The sequence below is a fragment of the Microbulbifer maximicatervae (SeqCode) genome (assembly GCF_052467065.1).
Map to the genome: position 1 here is coordinate 3362893 of NZ_CP174299.1, position 23280 is coordinate 3386172.

Annotated in this window: 16 protein-coding genes; 12 read left to right on the plus strand and 4 right to left on the minus strand. The window is 50.9% G+C overall.

Translation table 11 applies throughout. The annotated features are described in order from the left end of the window. Positions 1-99: 99 nt before the first annotated feature. The 8 genes from ACJJI1_RS14835 to ACJJI1_RS14870 all read left to right on the plus strand — a co-directional run bounded on the left by ACJJI1_RS14835 (position 100) and on the right by ACJJI1_RS14870 (position 15659). On the plus strand, positions 100-1281 hold the full coding sequence (locus tag ACJJI1_RS14835; protein ID WP_444957142.1) for an O-succinylhomoserine sulfhydrylase: 1182 nt from the start codon (positions 100-102) through the stop codon (positions 1279-1281). A 415-nt stretch (positions 1282-1696) separates the two neighbouring features. Continuing rightward, positions 1697-2608 carry an AAA family ATPase gene (locus ACJJI1_RS14840; protein WP_444898069.1) on the plus strand — a complete coding sequence of 304 codons (912 nt, stop codon included), beginning with the start codon at positions 1697-1699 and terminating at the stop codon, positions 2606-2608. A 4-nt stretch (positions 2609-2612) separates the two neighbouring features. Beyond that, entirely contained in the window at positions 2613-3623 is a 1011-nt protein-coding gene (locus ACJJI1_RS14845; protein WP_444957143.1) for a DUF58 domain-containing protein, read from the plus strand. After that, on the plus strand, positions 3623-5653 hold the full coding sequence (locus tag ACJJI1_RS14850; protein WP_444959390.1) for a transglutaminase TgpA family protein: 2031 nt from the start codon (positions 3623-3625) through the stop codon (positions 5651-5653). Before ACJJI1_RS14845 ends, ACJJI1_RS14850 begins: the two co-directional genes overlap by 1 nt. A 24-nt stretch (positions 5654-5677) precedes the next feature. Next, entirely contained in the window at positions 5678-6898 is a 1221-nt protein-coding gene (locus tag ACJJI1_RS14855) for an MFS transporter (protein ID WP_444912512.1), read from the plus strand. Positions 6899-7572: 674 nt separating this feature from the next. Beyond that, positions 7573-13908, plus strand: coding sequence for an RHS repeat-associated core domain-containing protein (locus ACJJI1_RS14860; protein WP_444957144.1), 6336 nt, complete (start codon positions 7573-7575; stop codon positions 13906-13908). A gap of 2 nt (positions 13909-13910) precedes the next feature. After that, entirely contained in the window at positions 13911-14258 is a 348-nt protein-coding gene (locus ACJJI1_RS14865) for a DUF6984 family protein (RefSeq protein WP_444957145.1), read from the plus strand. A gap of 1107 nt (positions 14259-15365) precedes the next feature. Next, positions 15366-15659 (plus strand): DUF3175 domain-containing protein, encoded by a 294-nt coding sequence (locus ACJJI1_RS14870; RefSeq protein WP_413664960.1) that lies wholly within the window; start codon positions 15366-15368, stop codon positions 15657-15659. 30 nt (positions 15660-15689) lie between these two features. Here the strand turns inward: ACJJI1_RS14870 and sppA are convergent, their stop codons facing one another. The 4 genes from sppA to arsC form a co-directional block, all read right to left on the minus strand. Further along, positions 15690-17555 carry a signal peptide peptidase SppA gene (sppA, locus tag ACJJI1_RS14875; RefSeq protein WP_413664961.1) on the minus strand — a complete coding sequence of 622 codons (1866 nt, stop codon included), beginning with the start codon at positions 17553-17555 and terminating at the stop codon, positions 15690-15692. 86 nt (positions 17556-17641) lie between these two features. Beyond that, positions 17642-17989: a DUF2069 domain-containing protein gene (locus ACJJI1_RS14880; protein ID WP_413664962.1), complete on the minus strand. Its 348-nt coding sequence runs from the start codon at positions 17987-17989 to the stop codon at positions 17642-17644. A gap of 10 nt (positions 17990-17999) precedes the next feature. Next, complete coding sequence (wrbA, locus tag ACJJI1_RS14885) at positions 18000-18620, minus strand: NAD(P)H:quinone oxidoreductase (RefSeq protein WP_413664963.1); 621 nt, start codon at positions 18618-18620, stop codon at positions 18000-18002. Further along, complete coding sequence (arsC, locus tag ACJJI1_RS14890) at positions 18620-18964, minus strand: arsenate reductase (glutaredoxin) (RefSeq protein WP_282931887.1); 345 nt, start codon at positions 18962-18964, stop codon at positions 18620-18622. The genes wrbA and arsC overlap by 1 nt, the downstream gene beginning before the upstream one ends. A 172-nt stretch (positions 18965-19136) precedes the next feature. Here arsC and ACJJI1_RS14895 point away from each other — a divergent pair, with 172 nt between their 5' ends. The 4 genes from ACJJI1_RS14895 (at position 19137) to ACJJI1_RS14910 (ending at position 23009) form a co-directional block, all read left to right on the plus strand. Next, positions 19137-20540 (plus strand): YihY family inner membrane protein, encoded by a 1404-nt coding sequence (locus ACJJI1_RS14895; RefSeq protein WP_444957146.1) that lies wholly within the window; start codon positions 19137-19139, stop codon positions 20538-20540. Then, positions 20479-20919, plus strand: a complete 441-nt coding sequence (locus ACJJI1_RS14900; RefSeq protein WP_444957147.1) for a TlpA family protein disulfide reductase — start codon at positions 20479-20481, stop codon at positions 20917-20919. Before ACJJI1_RS14895 ends, ACJJI1_RS14900 begins: the two co-directional genes overlap by 62 nt. Positions 20920-21081: 162 nt before the next feature. Continuing rightward, the gene (locus tag ACJJI1_RS14905) at positions 21082-22446 is read left to right on the plus strand and encodes an L-cystine transporter (protein ID WP_444957148.1); all 1365 of its coding nucleotides are present in this window, start codon (positions 21082-21084) and stop codon (positions 22444-22446) included. Positions 22447-22595: 149 nt separating this feature from the next. Then, positions 22596-23009 carry a hypothetical protein gene (locus tag ACJJI1_RS14910; RefSeq protein ID WP_444957149.1) on the plus strand — a complete coding sequence of 138 codons (414 nt, stop codon included), beginning with the start codon at positions 22596-22598 and terminating at the stop codon, positions 23007-23009. The last annotated feature ends 271 nt before the right edge of the window (positions 23010-23280 follow it).

Consider the following 23280-nt stretch of genomic DNA (forward strand, 5'->3'; position numbering starts at 1 on the left):
AAAGCGTAAGCGTCCTTTTCTCGCGGCAGAAGAGGGCGCCAGTTAAGATCGTTTCGGTTAAGATGACTGCTTCCAAAAATACTGACCAGGAAGCGGTATATGTTTGAAGACGACGGTTACGCTCTGGAAACCCTGGCGGTGCGCGCCGGCCAGGTTCGCTCACCGGAAGGAGAGCACTCCGAGGCACTTTACCTCACCTCCAGTTATGTTTTCCCCTCCGCTGCAGAGGCTGCTGCGCGCTTCTCTGGCGAAAGCTCCGGCAACGTCTACTCCCGCTATACCAACCCCACAGTGCGCACTTTTGAAGAGCGCATCGCTGCTCTAGAAGGCGGTGAAGCTGCAGTAGCCACTGCTAGCGGCATGGCTGCCATTCTCAGTATTTGTATGGCGTTACTGAAAAGTGGCGACCACGTTATCTGTTCCCGCAGTGTTTTCGGCACAACTACGGCTTTATTTGGCCGCTATATGGAAAAGTTTGGCGTGCGGGTGAGCTATGTCGATTTGACCGATATGGACGCCTGGAAGCAGGCCGTAGATGGGTCTACCAAACTGCTGTTTATGGAGACGCCTTCCAACCCTCTGTGTGAAGTAGCCGATATCCGCGCGTTGGCACAGGTCGCCCACAGCGCTGGTGCCATGCTGGTTGTCGACAACTGTTTTTGTACCCCGGCACTGCAGCGACCTCTTTCCATGGGCGCTGATATTGTGGTGCACTCCGCAACCAAATTCCTCGACGGCCAGGGCCGGGCCCTGGGCGGTGTTGCTGTTGGCCGCAAGGAAGTAATGGATGAGTTGGTGGTTTTCCTGCGCACTGCCGGGCCGAGCATGAGCCCCTTTAATGCCTGGGTATTCCTCAAAGGCCTGGAAACTTTAAAGCTGCGTATGCAGGCGCACTGTGCCAATGCACTCGACTTGGCTTGGTGGCTCGATGAGCAGGAGATGGTGGAGAAGGTAAATTACACCGGCTTGCCTAAACACCCCCAACACCGCCTAGCGCGGGAACAGCAAGACGCTTTTGGCGCAGTGCTGAGTTTTACTGTGCGCGGTGGTCGCGAAGCTGCCTGGAAAGTGATCGACAATTGTAAAATCCTCTCCTGCACCGCCAACTTGGGGGATGCAAAAACCACTATTGTGCACCCTGCCACGACAACCCATGGCCGCCTTAGTGATGAAGATAAGGCTCGCGCCGGAATTACTGAAAATTTGATTCGAGTTTCGGTAGGGCTGGAAAATGTTGAGGACCTCAAGCGCGACCTGATGCGTGGATTATCCCAGTTATAAGCGCTGGCGTAAGCGCCTAGCTACCTATGATTATTAGGGAGCCTCTGAATAATTCCGCAATACCTCTGCGGGCCTTGAAGGCTACAGATGTTAGGCGTAGTGTGCCGCGAATGGCCACAGCCCTTTGCAAGAACTGCAACACAGCAGATGCGGCCTTCAAGACCCGCCCTTCGGGGCTTGCAGAGCGATTCACACTCTGCGTTGCAGCTTCTTGAAAGGTCTAGACATTCCTGCGAAGCCGCGCCTTGATTGTGAACCGCGCTGCAGGCCAGCGGTATCACGGAGTTATCCAGAGGCTCCCTAGCGGACAGTGAAATACTGTTCGCCGTTTCCGGTAGTGTTTGCATTTTGTTGCGCCCCTGCCGGTGTGCAGAAATAGCCCCCTTGAGAAAAATTGAGCAGTAATGGATTTGCCGTGCAAAAAATAGTTTCCGCCATAGTGTCTGATATCGGCAGTGTTTTATTGGGTAAAGAACGCCAGGTGAAGTTGGCGCTGGCCTGTTTGTTATCAAAAGGCCACTTGTTAATCGAAGATCTACCGGGCATGGGTAAGACCACCTTGGCCCATGCACTCGCACAGGTGCTGGGGCTAACGTATAAGCGGGTGCAGTTCACCAGTGATATGTTACCGGCGGATATTCTCGGTGTTTCGATATTTGATCGGGAGTCCAGCCAATTTCACTTTCACGAGGGACCTGTGTTTAGCCAGGTGTTATTGGCGGATGAGATTAATCGCTCATCGCCAAAAACCCAAAGTGCGCTGTTAGAGGCCATGGAAGAGCGCCAGGTGAGTGTCGATGGCGAGACCCGCACACTGCCCCAGCCATTTTTTGTGATTGCCACGCAAAACCCGATGCAACAATCGGGCACCTTTGCATTGCCGGAATCTCAACTGGATCGCTTCCTGATGCGTATCAGCCTCGGCTATCCCACCCGGGAGGCGGAACGAGCTTTGTATTTGGGGGCCGATCCGAGGCAGCAGCTGGCGAAGTTAAAGCCGAGAATCGATACCGCCACACTCGGAAAAATGCAAAACCTGGTTACGCAGGTGAAAACTTCTGACAGTCTGTTGGATTACCTTGAGCGACTGGTTTTGCAAACCCGCCAGAGCCCGGATTGCGCAGTGGGTTTATCACCCCGAGGCGCCTTGGCCCTTTTGCGCGCAGCCAAAGCCTGGGCGTTGATTCACAATCGTGGCCATGTTTTGCCTGAGGATATCCAGGCTGTGTTGCCGGCGGTGGCAGGACATCGATTACAGAGCGATGGCAGCAACGGCGAGCAGTTGGTTGAGCGTCTGATGCGCCAAGTGGATGTGATTGCGGCCTGAGTCGATGAGTGTAAGTCACCCCCAACGTCGGAACCCTTCCCGCAATCCGATACACCTGCTGGTGGAATATTGGCGCAACCTTATGCAGCGCTGGCTTAGTCGCCGGGCACCGCGGGCCCGAGCGATTACCTTGAACCACAGCCGGTTATTTATCCTGCCCACGCGCGCAGGCTTAGGTTTCCTAATAGTGGTGGCATTGTTGTGGTTGCTGGGCACCAATTATGAAAACAATCTGGTTTTCGCTCTGACGTTTTTGTTAGTCAGCATTTTGGCGGTGCTACCACTACACACCTTTGCCAACTTAAGTGGCGTGCACTTGCGCCTTGTGGATACCCGGGCAGCTTTTGCTGGTGATTTTGCAGAGGCGGAAATTAATGTCAGTTGTGAGGGCAAGCGGGAGCGGGAGTGGCTCGAGCTGAGTTGGCCACCGGAGCAGGGCAGTCGCGTGGATTTGTGCGAGCAGAAAAGTGCGGATATTTGTATCTCTATGCCGGTAGTAAAACGTGGGCGAGTGCAGGCACCTCGGTTGAGGGTTGAAAGTCGTTTCCCTCTCGGGTTATTTCGCTGCTGGAGCCGCATTGACCTGGATGTTGAATTTTTGGTTTACCCCCGTCCAATTTCTGCGGGCCCTTTACCGCTAGGAGAGACTGTTGCCGAGGGGGAGTTTGGTGAGGTGAAGCGGGGGGGGGATGATTTTGCCGCGCTAAAACCCTATCAAGCGGGTGACTCGTTACGCCATGTAGCCTGGAAGCAATATGCGGCCGGACGCGATCTTTACAGCAAGGACTATGAGCGCAAAACTGACACGCGCTTGTGGCTCGACTGGGGTTTACTCGATGGCAGGGATATAGAGATGCGCCTGAGTAATCTCTGTGACTGGACCCTACAAGCGGAAAAGCAAGGCATTGCATACGGTTTGTGCCTGCCTGGCATTTTAATAGAGCCTTCGCTCGGTCCCGAGCATCAGCAGCAGGTCTTGCAGGCATTGGCCCTGTACCCAGGGCGAGGCCAGTGATGATTGCGAATAAGGATTTATTGCCCAGGGAAAGTTTGCTGTGGATTTTTGCTGCCCAGTTTGTCGCCCTTTTGCCGCAATTCACAATGCTGCCACTGTGGGTGGCTTTTGCCTGGGCCTTTGCAGTTTATTGGCGCCTGGAAGTTTTTCGCGGGCGCAGGGATTTACCCGGTCGGGCTCTTAAACTGACGGTGATCCTGTTGACAGTGGCGGGACTGGCTCTGTCCTATCGGCGCTTGTTTGCTTTGGAGCCGATGATTGCACTCTTGGCGCTGTCATTCACCCTGAAAAATCTTGAACTGGTCAGCCGCAGGGATGCTTTTGTCAGTCTGCTGCTGGCCTACTTCGTAGCCGCCACTCTGTTTGTGCAAGAGCAGACCATTCCCTATGCACTTTACGGTTTACTGAGTGTGTTGGTAATTACTGCAGCCCTGGCGGCGCAGCTGGGACACTATAGTGCGCGCCCGCGCCGGGCTCTGGGATTATCCCTGCGGTTGGTGGCACAGGCCACGCCGTTGATGGTGTTGTTGTTTTTGGTGATGCCGCGGCTGGGGCCCCTTTGGTCTGTGCCGCAGAATACCTCCGCTGGGCGCACCGGTGTCAGTGATTCGATGGCCCCGGGAGACTTTACTGAGCTTTCCAAATCCAGCAAGCCGACCTTGCGTATCTCATTTGATGGACCAGTGCCCCCGCCAGAGCAGCGCTACTGGAGGGGCTTGGTGTACTCGGAATTTGATGGGCGTACCTGGCGCCAGGGCTATGGTGTTGACCCTCGAAATGGCGGGCGAGTGTATTGGAGAAGTGGTGAGCAGGTGCTTCCGCAAGTGGGTCCCCGTTATCGCTACCAGGTTATCCAGGAAGCGAGCCGCAGCCCTTGGCTATTCGCTATGGCAAAACCGGCTTCAGAGAGCGCGGGTGTGGGAGAGACAACGGATGATCGCCTGGTAAAACGGACCCCGGTTTTCAACCGCTTTTCTTACCAGGTAAGTTCCTGGCCGAGAGAAACCCTGTCACTCAGTGCTACTCTCAGCAATGCGGAGCGGCGCAGGAATTTGCAACTTCCCAGTTACGGCAATAGCCGTACTCGTCAGTGGATGGCTTCCCTACGAGATCAGGGGCTCAGTGCTGAGGCGGTTTCCTCCCAGCTGCTGTCGCACTTCCACAGTGCTTTCACTTATACCCTGAAGCCTCCGGCACTGGGCGGCGATACTATTGATGAGTTTCTTTTCGATAGCCAGCAGGGCTTCTGCGAGCACTTTGCCGGTAGTTATGTGTTTGCCATGCGCGCAGCGGGGATACCGGCGCGAGTAGTGGCTGGTTACCAGGGCGGAGAGTGGGTCAGTGGAGAAGAGTACTTATTGGTGCGAGAGTACGACGCCCATGCCTGGGCTGAAATTTGGCTCGACGGCCAAGGCTGGCAACGTGTTGACCCCACTGCAGCAGTGGCTCCGGAGCGGGTGCGCGACGGTCTGGAGAGTGCGGCGGGTGAGGAGTTTATGCAGGACTCCCTATTTCCTTTACACCGTATCGGCATTCTCAGCCAGTTGCGCTTACAGTGGGATATGATCAACTACCGTTGGTATCAAACCGTAGTGAGCTTTGATGCCGATCGGCAGCAGAATTTGTTACAGCGGCTATTTGGTGATCTGTCTCCAATGCGTATCGCCCTATTACTGGGGGCGCCGATTCTTGTGCTTTTGTTGGGTATCAGTTTATGGGCGGCCCGCTCCGCAGGAGGATCCAAGTTGGCGCCTGCAGAGAAGCTCTACCAGCGCTTTTGCCGGCGCATGGCCCGCAATGGGGTCCAGCGGCATTCCGGTGAGACTGCAGGATCCTATGCCCGCCGGATTGCCGAGGAAAAACCGGAGATGTCTGGTTATGCCGCAGCAGTGACAGAGGCTTTTGAATCTGCCGCCTATGGTGGTGATGGCTCTGGGCTGAGAACACTTCGGAAGCTATCAAGCTGGTATTTCTGGTTGCGGCACTCGGCAAATATGACGCCGCACAAGCGTGAGTTGGCAGGTTATTAATCATTGAGTTATTTCGTATCTAGAATGCCAACCCAATTGCAAAGGTTTCTGTTGGGCTATAGCGGCACCTCCCTGGCAACCGGGTTGCAGGTGATATTGCTGCCCTGGATTGCGCTGACGATCGTGGATCTTCCGGCCCTGCAATTGGGGTGGATTCAGGCATCAGTATTGCTGCCAAACCTGGTATTCCTGCTGTTTGGCGGCGCTTTGGCGGATAGGCGAGACCCGGCTCTGGTGTCAGCTCTGGCCTGTTTGGGCCTGGCGCTTTGCCATACCGCATTGTTGTTGTATTTCACCTTCCATGTCCTGAATTTATCCACCTTGATGGTTTACGGAATTTGCCTGGGGGTGTGCAGCGCTTTTTTACAGCCGGCACGGGACAACCTGGTGCAGCGCAGTGCCCGCAACCGCAAGGGGCAGGCCACTGAGCGAGGCGTGCAAAAAACCGTAACCTGGATGATGTTGGCGCAGTACGGCGGCCAGGCGGTGGGTATGCTGTTAGCGAGTCGATTTGACCAGTGGGGCTTGCAGCACTTGCTGGGTGTACAGATTGCCGTTGTGCTAGTGGCTTCATTATTACTTTTCTCCTTGCGTCAGCCTCAAGAGCGTCAAAAGGCACCAGAGAAGCGACCCCATACCCTGATTCTGGATGGTCTCAGTCAGGCATGGAAACACCCGGTTTTGCGGGAGCTGACCGCATTGATGGCATTCAATGGCTTTGTGCATATCGGGGTTTTCCTGGTGGTCTTACCGCTGCTGGCCGAGGACTACGGTCGCGGTGCCGGTTATTACGCGACCCTGCAGCTGGCATTTATAGCGGGCACGGTGATCGCGACGGTGACTATGTTGAGACGGGGGCAGGGACAGGAGCCTGGGCGGGGAATTTTGATGTGCTTGCTTTACAGCGCAGCACTCTTGATTGCTATCAGCCTGGGGCCAACAAAGTTTGGCTTGATCCTGTTGTGTCTGTGTTGGGGGGCGGTTGCGGCAGCCTCCGCAGGGCTGGGGCGAGGCATTGTGCAATTGATGGCGCCGGCGGATTATCGCAGTCGCATTATCTCCATTTATCAATTTGCCCTATTTGGCTCTGCGGCGCTGGGAGCCCTGGCAGCGGGTGTTTTGAGCGAGGTCGCAGCGCCTCTGACGACACTATTGTGGGCGGGAATCCTGAGTTTATTGGCATTCGCACTAGTTGCCCTGAGTGGGGCTCTACGGCAGGTTAAAATTTCCGATAGCGAGGTTTAGGCTGGATAGTCCACTATTAGTTTATCGATCTTTTATTTGTGGGCACAAGAGAGGGTTGGTTAACGGCATTACAGTTTAATGAAAGGCTCAGATAATTGTACAAAGCTACGTTATTTATTTGTGAGCCCTTTTGAAAGTTAAAAATTATTACAGGGTTATTTATTCGTTACTGCATCCGATCGGAATTTATATAACTGTATAACCTGAGTGAGTAAAAGTTATTCGGTGGGTTTGTTCCAATCTAATTTCATGTGGGAGCGATCTCTACGAAATTGACAAGTTATGTAAAGGCAGGATAATGCCCGCTGCTGTTACTAACATAAAAATCTCCGGTGGTAGTTGTGTCTCTAGGCCCGCGTATAGTAGCCCTTCTCTTTTTTCTGCTTTGCTCCTCCCTGAGCTTTGCTAACAATTTTGGTGGTACACCTTCCTCTGCATCAGGTCCATTTACCGTAAAATGGACTGCTAGTGAGACAGGATTAAATGGTTGGCGTGTCAATAAAATTAGTGGCCCAAGCGGAAGCTTTAGCCGAAATGGCACAAGCACTGGTAGCTATTCAAAAACGTTCTATCCTACAGAAGATGGTGTCTATACATTCGAGCTCTCTATAGATCGGACTTGCTGTGGAGGACAAGATTTTGCTCATGTTAGTCTTGCTACCAAGTCAGTGTCAGTGAGACTTGCGAAACCAGGGAAGCCCGCCGCTCCTACTGCCGATGCTAATAGCAATACTGGGTCATTTACTGTCTCTTGGTCCTCCCCTTCTGGTGTCGTTAGTGAATATTATGAGTTGCAGTATCAGTCAAATGATGGCAGCTGGTCATCTCCGGTAAGTGTTTCGGAGTCCTCTTATGATATGAGTGGGCTATCTACAGGTGCATGGGACTTTAAGGTGCGTGCCTGTAATAGTGCAGGATGTGGAAGTTACTCCAATGAAGCGCGAGTAAATGTAGCCATCCCACCTTCAGAGCCCAGTGCAATTTCTGTATATGGTGGAGAAGAAGAGCGGGAACAGCTTGTATTGCCCCTTTTACAACCTATCCCCATGGTTTTGATTATTCCACCGGATAACTCAAAATCAGACGGAACTATTGGGGTGAAATGGAGTGAGCCAACTTCTGGTTCAGAAGTTACAGGTTACGAAATTCAGCAATGTAAAGATAATTGCTCAACTTGGACTCCTGTGTATTCAGATATAGGTGATGGCCCAGTTAGTTTGCCTCTCGACGGAGGTACACCATTAGCAAGTGGTACCTATCAGTATCGTATTCGAGCCTACGTTACAGTTGGTAATTACACTACCTATAGTGATTGGATTATGTCTTCGAGTGTTTCTGTAACTCGGAGGCCGGATTCTGTGCTCAACTTTACCCAGCCAAATCACGGCACGCAGAGTGAGAGCTTTGTAGTGGCATGGTCTCCGGTTTCTGGTTCATTTAATCCAGTCACCCGTTATGAGCTGAAATGTAGCGTCAATAATGGTGGGTATACATACCTGAATTGCGGTAGTTCAGATTTGGGCACCAGCACTTCTATGCAGGTCGCTTTGAATCCCGGAGACTCTGGAGTATATCGATTTATCGCCAGGGCTTGTAACAGTGATGGTTGCAGCGACTGGACGCCGTCGGCGGATAGCAAGGTCGTCATGGTGAATGTTCCCCTAGTGGCACCGACTACGCCTGAGTTTATATCCGTTCCGGAAGATAGTGAGTTTGGTGATTATGAAATAAGCTGGAGTGAGCCAAACCTAACTTGGACCTCATTTGAACTGCAACGCGAGCGCCGAAATGACCCTGATCCAAGTTGCGGTGATAGTTGTTGGAACGTTGTTTCAGGAAATTTGGCAGGGACAACCTACGAGGCTCGTGGCGATCTGGAAGATAAGTATCGTTACAGAGTTCGTGCCTGTAATGGCCCTGAATGCTCCGATTGGGCCATCAGTGACTGGATTGATGTTCACAATTTGGAAGGTATTGAGCCGGCGGTAAGCCTAGCCGTATCTGATACGCCGGGGACCATGCACTATAGTGCTGAGGTCAACTCCCTGGGCGATGCAGTTATTTCAATACCTGTTGACGTTGCTCCTGGAGTGAACGGTCTCGCCCCCAACCTGACTGTTCGTTATTCCGGTGAACGTTATCGCGAAAGAAATAATGAGATGCTGCCTGAGGATATTCTGGGTTATGGCTGGAGGTTGAGTGGTCTTCAAGAGATTCGGCGTTGTGTGAAAAATCGCCCTAATACCGACCGTATTTTGCTGGATGATACAGATTCGCTGTGTTTAAACGGCCAACCTTTAGTTCTTGTGTCTGGCAGCTATTGGGAGCCAGGCTCGAAGTATCGCAAGTTGAAAGACGACTTTAGCCTTGTTGAGCTTAAGGAGACTGATGACCAGCCTTGGTTCCTTGTGTACAAGCCTAGTGGTGAAATTCTTGAATTTGGTAATTCAGATGATAGCCAAGTTCGTGCAGGGGAGAATCCAAGTTTTGCCTGGAGCATCAATAAGATTACCGATGCTTTTGGAAACAGTATGGCCTACCGCTACCACCTGGATACTGTAGAAGGCATTAATTACCCACTTGAAATTACCTACGGTAATGAAGGTGATGCGCGCATTGAGTTTGCCTATGGCACTCGCAGCGATGCACCACCTCAGCCATTATCTCCCGGTGAAATTGAGCAAGAGCAGTTGGTGTTGCTCCACCATATTAATGTCTATCTCGACAACCAGTTGCTGCGCGAGTATCGCCTGATTACTGAGCCAGAGCCGGAATCTGCCAGCGAAGACTCTGAGCATTATCGTCGTCTACAGCAGGTTCAGCAGTGTGGCTACGATGAGTATGGTGCTACTTACCAGTGTCTCAATCCTCTTGTATTCGGCTGGGACGAAGTCGACAGCAATAGTGTGATGGATCTTGATACCGGAGTCTCTGAAATCATTGATGGCTTAGGAAAAACTACAAGGTTCTACCACACCACTGTTCGCGATGTTGCAGTGCAGTCTTCAGTGGCTGGCGACGGTATATTTCTGGAAAGGCCTTTTGGTGAGGGGATATTGCCTGCAAATGCAGAAACCCTTGAAGCAGATAATGGCGACTACCGAACGGTAGTTGGTGAGGTACATCGCTCCAATGGTACGGCAGATGGCTGGCATATCACCAAGCATTATTACCAAGGGGTGGGCCTTGTAAGTACACAGAACTGGGGATTCCTGGGTTTTTACGCGAAAAAAATTCACGATTTGGAATCGGATATAGTTACATATTTACAGTTCCGTCAGGACTTCCCTCATTTTGGTGAAGTGGCAAGAAAGCTCCAATTCCAGGGCGCCTATGGTTCTCACACTCAGCAATTGGCAGATCAGCGCTACCGTTATCAGGCTTTGGAGTTGTCTACGGGATTAGGTAAGAGCTATTACCCTGTACTGGAGAAGTCGGCTGAAGCACTTTTTGAAAGAGATCAAATTGTTGGTTATCGCTCAGTTGAAAACAGTGTTGGAAAAAATACCTTTGGGGATTTCGGGGAGCTTCTGGAAAACCAAGTAACCCTGGAAATAACTGCAAGCTCACTTGTTGAATCTACAGCTGAAGCTGGTTGGGGAGAGACCGCAGACTTTTCTCTGAATGGTATCGATAGAAGTCGAGAGTTTTTTACTAGCTTTGAAAACCGAGTTGATAGTGATAAATGGTTGGTCGGGTTTGCATTCGCTCAGGAATTGAGAGAGTACGATGGGGATGCCACAGGCACGCCTGATCTTGTACAGACTGTTATCTCCTTGCCCTATCAGTCTACAAACAAGGTCTTAACTCGAGTGCGCTTCCCTGATGATGCCGATCTGAGGCTAAGCATAGATTATGACTATGATGAATTTGGCAACTTGATTAGTGAGACCACCAGCGGAGCAAATATTGAAACAAGTACGACCTCTGCCACAGGATTTATTGATCGGCGTTACCCGGAAATATTGACTAATGCGCTAAGTCAGCAATTGAGGTTAAATTATGACCATCGTTTTGGCACTGTCTCTAGAATAGTAGATAGCAATGACCGGGCTAGTACTACTCAATATGATTCATTTGGGCGTGAGCTTCGGACAACCAATACTGACGATATTACGTTAACAACGACATACTCTGAGTGTTTCGCGGGCACTTGTCCTGTTTCAGGCGGATTGCTTGCCGCTTATAAAGTAACTAAAGATTCCCCGATTACACCGCAAGTCGACCTTTACTATGATTTGTTGGGACGCTTAGTTCAGCAGGACCAGGTAGCCTTTGATGGTCAGCGCACAGCTCGCCGTGAATTTAACTACGATCTGCGAGGGCGCTTGTATCTGGAAACTGAGCCTTACTACCCAGGGGAGAGTAAGCCGTTAACTTTTTACGACTACGATATCAAAAACCGAATTAGTAAGGTTACTCGCCCTGATGGCAGTGAAATTCGCACTAATTATTATCCCGATGTAGTTCAAGGTTACATTCGCCTTGAGGCGGAAGAAGATATTATGGGTAGTAATGGCAGCCTGCTTGAAACACAGGTTAAGCATCACTTTTATAATATTTCCGGAAGTCAGACCAAAATCGTAGAAGCGGTAGGGACCAGCGACGAGATTGCCACTGAATATGATTACTATGGCAGTGGTTTGCTGAAATCTGTACAGGTCAATAGTGACTCCGCCACACGCTCATCGTTTGATTACGATAATGCAGGTAATAATGTAGAAACTATTGACCCGGCTTTTGGTACGGTATCCTCACATTACAATGCACTGGGTCAAGTCAGAGAGCAAACTAATAATAAGGGGAGCACCTTAAGCTACCGGTACGATAAGCTTGGCCGCATGGTTGAGCAGACTGATGAGGATGGTGTATCTAGTTGGACCTTTGATGGCCTAAATGCTATTGGCAGTATCGCTAACCGAAAATATAGTCAAAATGGCTTAACCCTATTCTCTGAGGACTATATCTATAATGCAGCGGGTAAATTGCAGATATTGAATACCACTCTGCAGGCTGATGGGTTGCAGCGTAGTTATCAACATGAATATACCTATGATAGCTCTGGACGCTCGGAGACGGTTATCTACCCTTCTGGTGCAGAAGCACATCACGTTTATACCATCGAGGGCTTTCTATCAAAAATCACCGATGGGCAAAGCTCGTTAAAAACTTTCAAGGATCGAGATGCATCGGGCAGGCTGCTTGAGTTTGCTTTTGCGAACGACCTAACGACTTCCAGAAGTTACGACTCTAACAATGGCCTTATCACCGCTATTAATACTGGTGGTGGTTCTATTCAGAGCAATACCTACCAGTGGCGTTCTAACGGCACATTGGAAAGTCGCACTTCCTTGAGTGGGGGCAACACTAGGGTAGAGCTCTTCTCTTATGATGCACTTAATCGACTGGAAAATGCCGAAACGCTAATTGATGGTAGTTCCCAGCGAACACTCAGCACATTATTTGACTCCCTCGGCAATATTGTTAGTAAGTCAGCAACCTCTGGCGATCAAGTTACAGGCTACCAGTATGGGCAAACTAACAATGCCGGTCCAAATGCGGTAAGCCAGGCCACAATAAATGGCGTCGTTAATTACTTGAATTACGATGAGAATGGCTCGCTGACTCACTACGATGCAGCTGTGGGCGATGATAAGTGGATTACTTGGAGTGCTCGCCAACAGGCGGAAGAGATAACCGTAGGTAGCGCCAAAGATACCGCAAGTCCCATTGCGAGAGACCGTTTCCAATATGGTCCCAATGGGCAGCGATACTATCGTGAGTCTAGCTGGTGGGATGAGTCGCAGCAAAAGTTAATGACTGAAAGAGCCTTTATTGTCGGTGACTATGAGGATCTATTGCCGGCCAATGATCCCGATTATCAGCGGATTGAAAAGGTACGCATTAGCGGGGACGTTCTGCAGGTAGCGGCTACGGATCATCTTGGCCTCAAAGTCGAGGTCTACGAATTCTTACATCGGGATCACCTGGGTTCTATTGAGAAAGTCACCGACGAATCTGGTGCGGTTATCCTGGATATGGCGTTTGACCCCTATGGTAGCCGTAAGAAAAGTGACTGGGCTGGAGCTTTAAGTAAGGCAGAAATTGAGACACTGCTGGCTTCTCAAGGTCTTACGACCAGAAGAGGCTTTACCGGGCATGAGCATCTGGATAGAACCGGCTTAATCCATATGAATGGCCGGGTTTACGACCCCACTCTGGGAAGGTTCTTAAGCCCCGACCCCTTTGTGCAGTTCCCATCCAGCTCGCAGAGTTGGAATAGATATTCCTATGTTAGGAATAATGCGGTGAGTATTGCTGACCCTTCCGGCTTTATGGAGGAAGTGACTGTAACAGCAACTCCGGGTGGTGGTAGAACCCCGTTTCTGATATATGAAGTAGGTGGTGAAAGAGGAGAATTTGGTGGAGGAGATTTTGGTGGAGGAGGCTCTGTTTACTACCAAAATCAAGACTCGGAGGAAGAGGAAGAGGAAGAGGAAGATGACTCCCAGGATACCTGTGATTCGAGAGAGGTTTGTAAGACTAAAACAGGGCAAACTTATAATGATGGTGAAGTAGCGGTTACGGGGAAAAAGCCAGGAAGTAAAAGCAAAAAGCTTGGATACCTTGATAAATCATGGACAATGATTAAATCCTCTCTCAGTTTGAAGGAGATACAACGACAGCTTTGGAGAAGTCTAGAGGCGTTTCCCGGGGGGGCTACTGCTTCGGGTTTTGCAAAGGCAACGGCCTTAGCTATTGCCCGAGCTGCTCCAAAGATAACTTTCAAAACCAGTCACTACGCTCCTCGCTTGATAGACAGTGGCTTAGATGTTACGAGAGTTGAGTCGATAGTTGGGAAAGTAGTTGCTTCGATACCAGCATCACATTTAACTCCTAAAGTAGGGATTCAGGGTAGGATGACTATAGATGGTGTATTGGTGGAATTTCGAGCCATGCCCCTCCCAAATGGCTCAGTAAACGTGGGCACAATTTTTCCTGTGAAGTAGCTATGAATCCTTTACTTACTAACAACGAACAAAACTTAATATTTAAGGTTTCTTGTCAACTGAACCAAAAAGAGGGGGAGCAGTTGCGTGCTGACCTGGAAAATGCCTATGTGGAATACCGAGCTCCTGATGGGGCAATTGTAAAATTCGGGATAGCTGGGTATGAGAGGCCACGATACCGTGGCCAACATTTATATGGCGTTGAAGGTAAGATGGCTGACAAGGATGGAGAGGAGCTCTGCGTGCTACTATATGCTGACGAGAATAATCGCCTATTGGAGTTGGAAATTATACGTTGGGATGAATCCGATTTAATTGACCCTAAATGGGAGTCGCTGAGCCTCTATTAATTAATTGGGTTAATGGTTAGTTGCTGTTTCAGCGTTGAAATAATTAGGGGGAGAGTATGAAAATAGTGTCAAAACCCAATTTCATTGTTTTATGGCGGAGCAGAAATACAAAATGGTGCTTGTAAGGTGATAGGGTTGCTCTCTTAGTAGTTGAAGTGAGTGTTTTATTAAGTTTTGTAAGTGCCAAACTAATTCAGAGTACCCTTAGGTTTGGATGGGATGCTGGTATCTGCATAGGTAGATATTTTTTGCCAATTTGGGCAGTCAAACGCGAACAAGATTGTATGGAAGGTCGAAACGCATGATGTTGAACTCCTGCCTGGGTAAGAAGTAACAAGGAATTAGTTGGGAATTACCAGAGTGAGGCAGAAGATAAGCGTTGACAATCGCCTATACCGTGACCAGCGTTTATAGAGCAGGGTGCAGGCTTGTTGTACTGCTTCCAGCGACTTTTAAAATTCCAGGTGAGATAGAGCCAGTGTTTAGATGATATATCTCGCCACTCGAGGATGGGGGGTGTGTTCTCGGTAATATAGCCTCTTCTCTGGTATCTAAATGTCAATCTCTCCAATCGACCCATTCCAGATAGTCATTTATCTAAAGGGGTGGTCCCTTTGTCAAATTCAGACGTTCAACACTCACAAACGGCAGTAAGCTTTTGGGCTGTCCACCTGAGATGTCTGCCTGAAAGACCCTTCGCGTTGATGTGTGATTCGACGCTTCTGGCACTTTTTCCATGCCCGTAAGGCTGTACAGGCAGTAAGGGATTTGTCATCGAATAAAGCCTGGGGCTTAAAACGACCTTCCCAAAATTGACCGGCACAACCATTTTTCGCTTTCCCTGCGAGTTATTGCAAACGGACCTGAGCCTAATTACCGAAACGGACTGTGAAGAGCGCCGCTACCATCAAATGGCGATGCTGTTGGCTATGAATTATTATCTTGTAACACTGAAACAAGACCCGGAAGTCCTGGTTTAATTGAAATCTTCGGGGAGCGGTAGATAGGTGAGAATTTTCCTAAGCGAGGTTTAAGGAATCCCGTGACGACCAAATCCGGTTGAGCCACCATATATTTAACAGGGAACTGCGGTTATGGAGGTGGGGTTTGGTATCAGTAAAAAGTGCCAAATGGTCACAGAGAGTCACGACAAACAGCCATGCGCTGGACCTTGAAGCCGGTGTATTTAGCCTGGATGATCCAAAAGCGATAGCGAAATCCCTGAAGAGTGCAGCTGAGGCCAGTCAGCAGCGCAAATCAGAGCCTTTCCGTTCAGCCATGTCTATGCTCACTTTTTATATCAATCGTGCGGGCCACCATTTACCTGCGCGCAGGCGCAGAATCCTGGAGGCCGCGAAAAATGAATTGCGTGAGCTTTATGGGCGTCCGCGCCGGCATTGAGCCGGCGCAGGGTAGAGGCGATGAAGTCTTTTAGGGGGCTAGGCAGGGCAGGCAGCGCACGTAGAGTCCGCGCGGGTCGCGGAAGCTCTGCAGTTCGCCGATTGGTGCCAAAACCGGTTGTAAGCTGTTTAACCAGGCGCCGAGTGGTAGGTTTGCCTCAAGGCTGGCGGCGATACGTGCATCCACATTATCGCTCAGGGCGCGCAGGAATCTTTCGCCGGGAGTCAGCTCGCGCTGGATCTCTATTACATCGTATTCTTCGATCTCAGCAAGCTGTGCGGCGTCGGCAATGGCGTCGTTGAGATTGCCCAGATCGTCTACCAGCCCCAGGTTTTTAGCCGCTCGCCCGGTCCAGACCTGGCCCTGGGCAATTTTGTGCACTTCCTTGGGAGTGCTGCCACGGGACTCGGCCACAATTCTCAGGAACCTGGCGTAGGTATTATCCACTCCCTGTTGCAGGATACTGGCGGCTGCCTCGGGTAGGGCTCGATCCAACCGCATGCTGCCGGCCAGGTCTGAAGTGCCCACACCATCGGTATAAATACCCAGTGCCTCAAGGGAATCCTCAAAGGTCGGGAAGGCACCAAATACGCCAATGGAGCCTGTCAGGGTTGCGGGAGAGGCCCAGATTCGATCGCCGCCGGTAGCAATCCAGTAGCCACCAGATGCGGCCAGACTGCCCATGGAGATAACGACAGGGATATCGGCTTCGCGGGTGGCGAGTAACTCCTGTCGAATTGCTTCTGACGCGAAGGCGGAGCCGCCACCACTGTCAATGCGCAGAACCAGTGCATCAACTTCTTTTTTGCGCGCCTGTGCGATTAGTTCTCCCAGGCTTTCGCTGCCGATCCTGCCGGCGGGAGCGCGGCCATCGACAATAGAACCGCTTGCCGTGATTAAGGCAATCTTATTGGGTTCTTTCTTGGCGGCGACTTCGCTGAGCTTTTGGCTGCGTAAATAGGTGAGGGCATCGATGGCCTTATAACTGCGTTCATCGTTCTCATCTTCACCAATGGTTTTGCGCAGCTCTTGAACTGCCAGGTTGCGGTTGGCGAGTTGGTCGACCAGTTTATTGGCCAGAGCAGTACGTGCCCAGTCGCCCTCATGCTGCTGCAGTTTCTGGGGTAGCTCATCGATAAATAGATCGATGCTTTCAGTTGGCAGGTTGCGAAGGCCGGTTACCTGTTCGGTGTACTCACTCCAGAGTTCATGCAGCCAGCGCTGGTTATTCTCACGGGAAGCCGGAGACATGTCGTCGCGAGTATAGGGTTCGATAAAATCCTTGTAGTCGCCAACGCGGAACACATGGAAATTAACTTTGAGCTTTTCAAGGGCGCTTTTATAGTAATTTCGATAGACGCCAAAGCCGGTGAGCATCACGGAACCCATTGGATTCAGGTACACCTTGTCGGCGTGGCTGGCGAGGAAATACTGTGCCTGGGTGTAGTTATCACCCACCGCATAAATGGGCTTGTCGGCAGCCTTGAAGCGCTGCAGGGCTGCGCCAATTTCGTCGAGCTTGCTGAGACTGCCGCCGACCATATTGTCGAGCTCCAGCACCAGTGCGGAAATGCGTTTGTCCTGTGCGGCTTTGTCGATAGAGTCGACAAGATCCTTAACCCTGATTTCCGCTGGCCCCTGGGAGCCACCGAAGAAAATCGGTAATCCGCTGGGCTGGCTGAGCTCATCTACCAGAAATCCACTCGGAGCCACGCGCAGGGCTGCACCTTGTGGGACTACCAGCTGTTCGTCTTTGCCAAAAATTGCGATACCCAGGAATACCAGTATTAACAGGAACACCAGGTTGGTAAACACTCGCCTCAGCCAGGTAATTGAGCCGCCAATGGCACCAAAAAAGCTGCGGAACAGTCCTTTCTCATTGGATGAATCAGTCAAACCTCAAAACTCCTTAGTGCGCTGAGGGGCAAGCGTTGTCTATTTATCAGTTACAAAATCATTAGCAATGTGAGTAGTGCCGGTGGCTATTGCATGCGATGCCAGCGGCTGCTCATCATTGATGAAAAGAATAGGATAAGGCTAAGGACTACCAGTACGCCATCCTGCCAGCCGCGTGTAGGCATCATTACGTCGACAATACTGGCAGTGATATACAGCAAAAGAATAAAACAGAGCCACAGATAGCTACGATAGTGCTGCTTTAGTAACCCAGGTAGTACCAACAGCAGTGGTATGGTCTGCAAGCACCACAGGAACAATGAGCCGCCTTCGAGGAATAGATTCCAGACGACAAACAGCACTAGCATGCCGATATAACAAATCCAGTTAATTCGCAGCGCTATCTTGAGCTTGCGCTGTACAGAATCGTTCACACTTTATCCTCTAGTTGTCGCCGTTATGTGCATTATCCAGCGTCTGTGCCAGGCTGCCGACTCGCTTGCCCAGTGCCCGGCACAGGGTTACTTCGTCATCGGAAAGCGATGTGGCGTGTTCACCGGACCAGTGTGAGGCACCATAGGGTGTGCCGCCAGTGCGGGTGCGCATTAACGCGGCTTCGGAGTATGGGATGCCGGCGATTAACATGCCGTGGTGCAGCAGGGGCAGCATCATGGATACCAGCGTAGTTTCCTGACCACCGTGAAGACTGCCAGTGGCGGTAAATACCGCAGCCGGCTTACCGGTAAGGCTGCCATCGAGCCAAATATCACTGGTTTGGTCAAGGAAATAGCGCAGCGGAGAGGCCATGTTGCCAAAGCGGGTGGGGCTGCCCATCAGTAAACCGGAGCAATTGCGCAGGTCCTCGATTGTACAGTAGGGGGCACCTTCGGTGGGTACCGGCGGCTCGCTGGCTTCAGTGTCTGGGGATACGCCGGGCACGGTGCGCAGGCGAGCGGTGATCCCGCTGGCCTCTACGCCGCGAGCTAGTTCGGTGGCCATGCGCGCCGTAGCACCGGTGCGGCTGTAGTAGAGGATGAGGACATAGCCTTCGTTGTCCCGATCCATCAGATCAGCCCCAGTACATTTTCAGGGGGCCGTCCTATCACTGCTTTGTCGCCTTTTATAACGATTGGGCGTTGGATCAAAATAGGGTTTTGAGCCATTGCGTCAATTAACTGGGATTCGGCCAGATCTTTGTCTTTCAGATTTAACTGCTTGTAGGGCTCTTCACCAGTGCGCAACAACTGTCGTGCATCAATATCCAGTTTGTGCAGCAACTGCTGAATATCCTCGGCAGAAGGTGGAGTTTGTAGATAGAGAACCACCTCCGGTTCAATACCGTTATCCTGCAATAGCTGTAGGGTTTGGCGGGATTTTGAGCAGCGGGGGTTGTGGTAAATCGTCCACATTGTGGCGGCATCCTGTTACTGTTTGGCGTATTCTAACCGAAGAATGTTGCGGAGTTCTAAGGCGCTTCTGAATAATTCCCCCAACGTCCTGCGGGGTTTTCGGGAGCTCCTTGGCTATTTGGGGCAGTAATACTGCGGCCTGGGCGAGATGTCCAGGCATAGAGAGATCACAATGAGAAGCACCGTAAAGGATTGGGGAAACCACTGGCTGCGCTTTGCGACGTCACTGTGGAAACTGTTTGATGAAAAGGATTGTCGGCAACGCGCGGCTGCTCTCACTTACCTGACACTGTTTGGCATAGTTCCCCTGGTGACGGTGAGCTACGCCATGTTGTCACTGTTTCCCGACTTTGCCGGCTTGCAGAGTAGGTTACAGGATCAACTGTTCACCCACTTTTTGCCTCAGAGTGGGCGCGAGATCCAAAAATATATCAGCAGTTTTTCCGAACAGGCACAGCGTTTGACTGGCGTTGGTATCGCGATGCTGATCATTACTGCGGGCTTGACCCTTCGCGGTATCGAGGGGACCTTTAACTCTATCTGGGACGTCCAAAAAGGCCGCAGCGGCGTTTCGAGTTTTCTTTTGTACTGGGCGATATTGAGTCTCGGTCCAATCCTATTAGGGGCGGGACTGGCGACAAGTACTTTTGTCTTTTCTCAAAAATTTTTCTTGGGTGGGGCTGATTCCTTTGAAGTAACTTCGTTGTTATTCAGGATTCTGCCGTTTGTTTTCAGCTCCATAGTTTTTACCCTACTGTTCATCGCTGTGCCCAATTGCTATGTCCCGTTGCGCCACGGAATAGAGGGGGGGATCATAATCTCGATTGTTTTCGAGGTTATGAAGTACTTATTCGGCTTGTTGGTAGCGCGGAGTTCGGTCCAGGCAATCTACGGGGCATTCGCTGTTGTTCCCCTGTTCCTGCTTTGGATTTATCTGATGTGGATACTGGTATTGGCCGGCTGTGTGTTGGTGCGCACACTATCGGTTTATCAAGCTGCGACCCAAGAGCGGGAGCATTCTGACCTGGTTGCCCTCCTTATTGTTCTCTGGCAGATGTATAAGAAATGCGCGAAGGGGAGGCCTCTGAAGGAGCGAGATATTTCCCGTATGGGAATCAAGTTTGTTCAGTGGCGAAGGTTGCGGAATATCCTTCAGGCTAATCGTATGGTGACCCAGACTGATCGCAATGATTATGTTTTGCTGAGGGACCTGAATACGGTGTCCCTGGTTGAATTGGCAGGTTGGCTGAGTTCGGATTGGATGCCCAGTGGAATTCCTGCGAGTCTGGATGGATTGCCCTGGTATGGAGAGGTGGAGCAACGCTTTGCCAATGCCAGAGAGTCAACCCGAGAGCAATTAGGTATCACTGTTGGAGAGTTGTTCTTGGACGCCGAGCAAAAGGAAGCTGAAGATAAGCCCCTTGAGCTGGGCCACGACGGCGGGAGTGATGATAAGCAAACAAACTCTGAAAGCGGGGGAGAAAGTGGGCCTGATGAAAATAGTCAAAGTGAAGATGACAAGAGCAGCAGCGGTCACCTTTCTTTTGTTGGTATGCGGAATAAGCGCCTGCGCTAAAGACGATAAATCGCTTCTAGCCATTGATGGGGAAGAGTTGGATGTATCGGGTAAGGTTTTGCTGGTTAACTATTGGGCAGAGTGGTGTAAGCCCTGTCGAGAGGAGATCCCGGTCCTTAACAAACTGGCCGACGGTAACAACAATATCGTTGTTGTTGGGGTGAACTTCGACAATTTACCGATTGCGGAAATACAAAAACAGGCGGATAAGTTGGGTATTACTTTTCCCGTTCTAGTGGCCGAACCGCAAGGGCGCTGGGGGCAGGAGAAGCCGGAGGTGCTGCCTTCTACGTTCATTATTGGTACCGATGGTCGCTGGGATAAAACATTGGTTGGGCCGCAGGATAGAGACGACTTTATTTCGGCTCTCAATTTATAGCGAGTACTAATGGAGTGCTGGTAAAAGCCGGCGGAGTAACAGTGGATTATTAGAAGCTCCCAAACTTTATAAAACTATAACTAACACATCTATAGGCTTGTGGCGGATCGCTGATAGCATGCCGCCACTTTCCCCTTTCGTTCCGGGTGGGACCCAGACCTTATGCATATCAGTTCATTTGCTTTCCTGCTTCTATTTATTGTTTTTATATACGGACTTTTTCGCTGGCAGCGAGGCCGTGACTCCCTCGCTCCAGCAGTGCTGGCTGGCCTGATTCTTGGGGTTATCTTTGGAGGCACCCTGCAACTGTCTCGCGGATGGGGGGCTGCACCCGCAGAGGTGATACCTTGGGTAGAGATGATAGGGGACAGCTACGTAAATCTATTGTATTTACTCGTGATGCCCCTGGTGCTGACTTCCATATTAGTGGCGGTAGTTAAAGTCAGCCATACCCAGGCGCTGGGCAAAATCAGTATTTCAGTCCTGGGGGTGCTATTGGGAACAACGGCGGTGGCCGCTCTAATTGGCGTGGCTATGGCCGAGCTATTTGGTTTGTCGGCTGCGGGATTGGTTGAGGGTTCCAGGGAAGCTGCGCGAGTGGAAGTGCTGAATGAGCGCATTGGCAAGGTCACAGACCTTTCCATTCCTGAGATTATTACCTCTTTTGTGCCGCGCAATATTTTTCTGGACCTGACCGGGGCTCGCTCTACTTCTGTTATAGCGGTGGTTATATTCGCGGTGCTTTTAGGGTTGGCAGCCTTGGCGGTTCGCCGTGAATTTCCCGAAGAGGGCGCAGCGATTGAGCGCTTCGTTCATGTGGCTCAAGTCTGGGTTATGAAGCTGGTGCGACTAGTGATGGCTTTTACCCCTTACGGCGTGATGGCTTTGGTTACCGGCCTGATCGCTAAATCCAGTATGGGGGATATTTTTAACTTATTGAGTTTTGTGCTGGCCTCCTTTACGGCTATTGGTTTGATGTTCCTGGTGCACGGTCTGCTGCTACTGATTAATGGTATCAATCCGCTGCACTATTTCACCAAGGTATGGCCGGTGCTGGTTTTTGCCTTTAGCTCCCGCTCCAGTGCTGCAACTATTCCCCTAAATGTCGAGACTCAGGTGGACCAGCTGCGTACGTCTCCAGCAATTGCCAATTTCTCTGCATCTTTCGGTGCGACTATTGGGCAAAACGGCTGCGCCGGCATTTATCCGGCCATGTTGGCAGTGATGGTGGCAGTCCCCATGGGGATCAATGTATGGGACCCGGTATGGATTGCTACTTTAGTGGCGGTTGTAATGATCAGTTCTTTCGGTATAGCGGGCGTTGGTGGCGGGGCGACCTTTGCAGCCTTGGTGGTATTGCCGGCGATGGGGTTGCCAGTCACTATCGCGGCTCTGCTGATTTCTGTTGAACCTCTGATTGATATGGCGCGAACCGCGCTGAATGTTAACGGCGCTATGACTGCTGGCACCCTGACACAACGCTGGCTCGGTGATGAAGTGCCCGGCCCGGAAGTTGTAGAGGGTTGAGCAGAGAACGGTACTTTGCGCACCGATTATTTTTGTCTTCTGATTTCGCCGATTTTTCATAGGAGTCCTGTCAACCAGCTCTAGTGCCTGACGTTATAGTCAGTGCTGTTAACGCATTGAGTTTTTTGTTCACGGAACTGGAGCAACTTATGAATAAACTGATAGGACTGTCAGTGCTGGCGCTTAGCCTTGGTTTTCCCCTCTCGCTGCAAGCTGAAAGCAGTGAGGATAATGGACATGATCGCGGAGACCGTATTGAAAATCGTCTCGATCGAAAGGGGGATCGCATTGAAGAGCGCCTCGACGAGAAAGGTGATCGTATTAATGAGCGCCTGGACCAACGATCTGAGCAGGCTGCCGCTAATGGGAGAGACAAATTAGCTGCACATTTAGATAAAAAAGGTGATCGTATCGATAGGCGCCTGGATAACAAAGGTGAGAAAATAAACGAGCGCCTCGATAAAAAAGGCGAGCGAATAGATAATAGATACGATCGGAAGAACGAACGCGGCGAGCGGACAAAAAAGCACCATCGTAGATCCCGTGACAACAATAACGATTAATGATTGTTGGTTGTAGCAGGCATTATCTAGTGGGTTGCGGCAAACTAAGGAGCCTCTGAATAATTCCGTGATATTTCTGTAGGCTAGGAAGACTGCAGTCGCTAGGTGCGGCTTACTGAGAAAGGCCCTAGTCCTTTGCACGAGCAGTGCAGTAGCTGGGGCCTTCTAAGCCTGTCCTACGGGGATTCAGAGTGGTTCATACTCTGTGCTGCGACTTCTTGAAAGGTTTAAATACTCCTGTGAAGCCGCGCCTAGACTGTGAGCTGCCCTG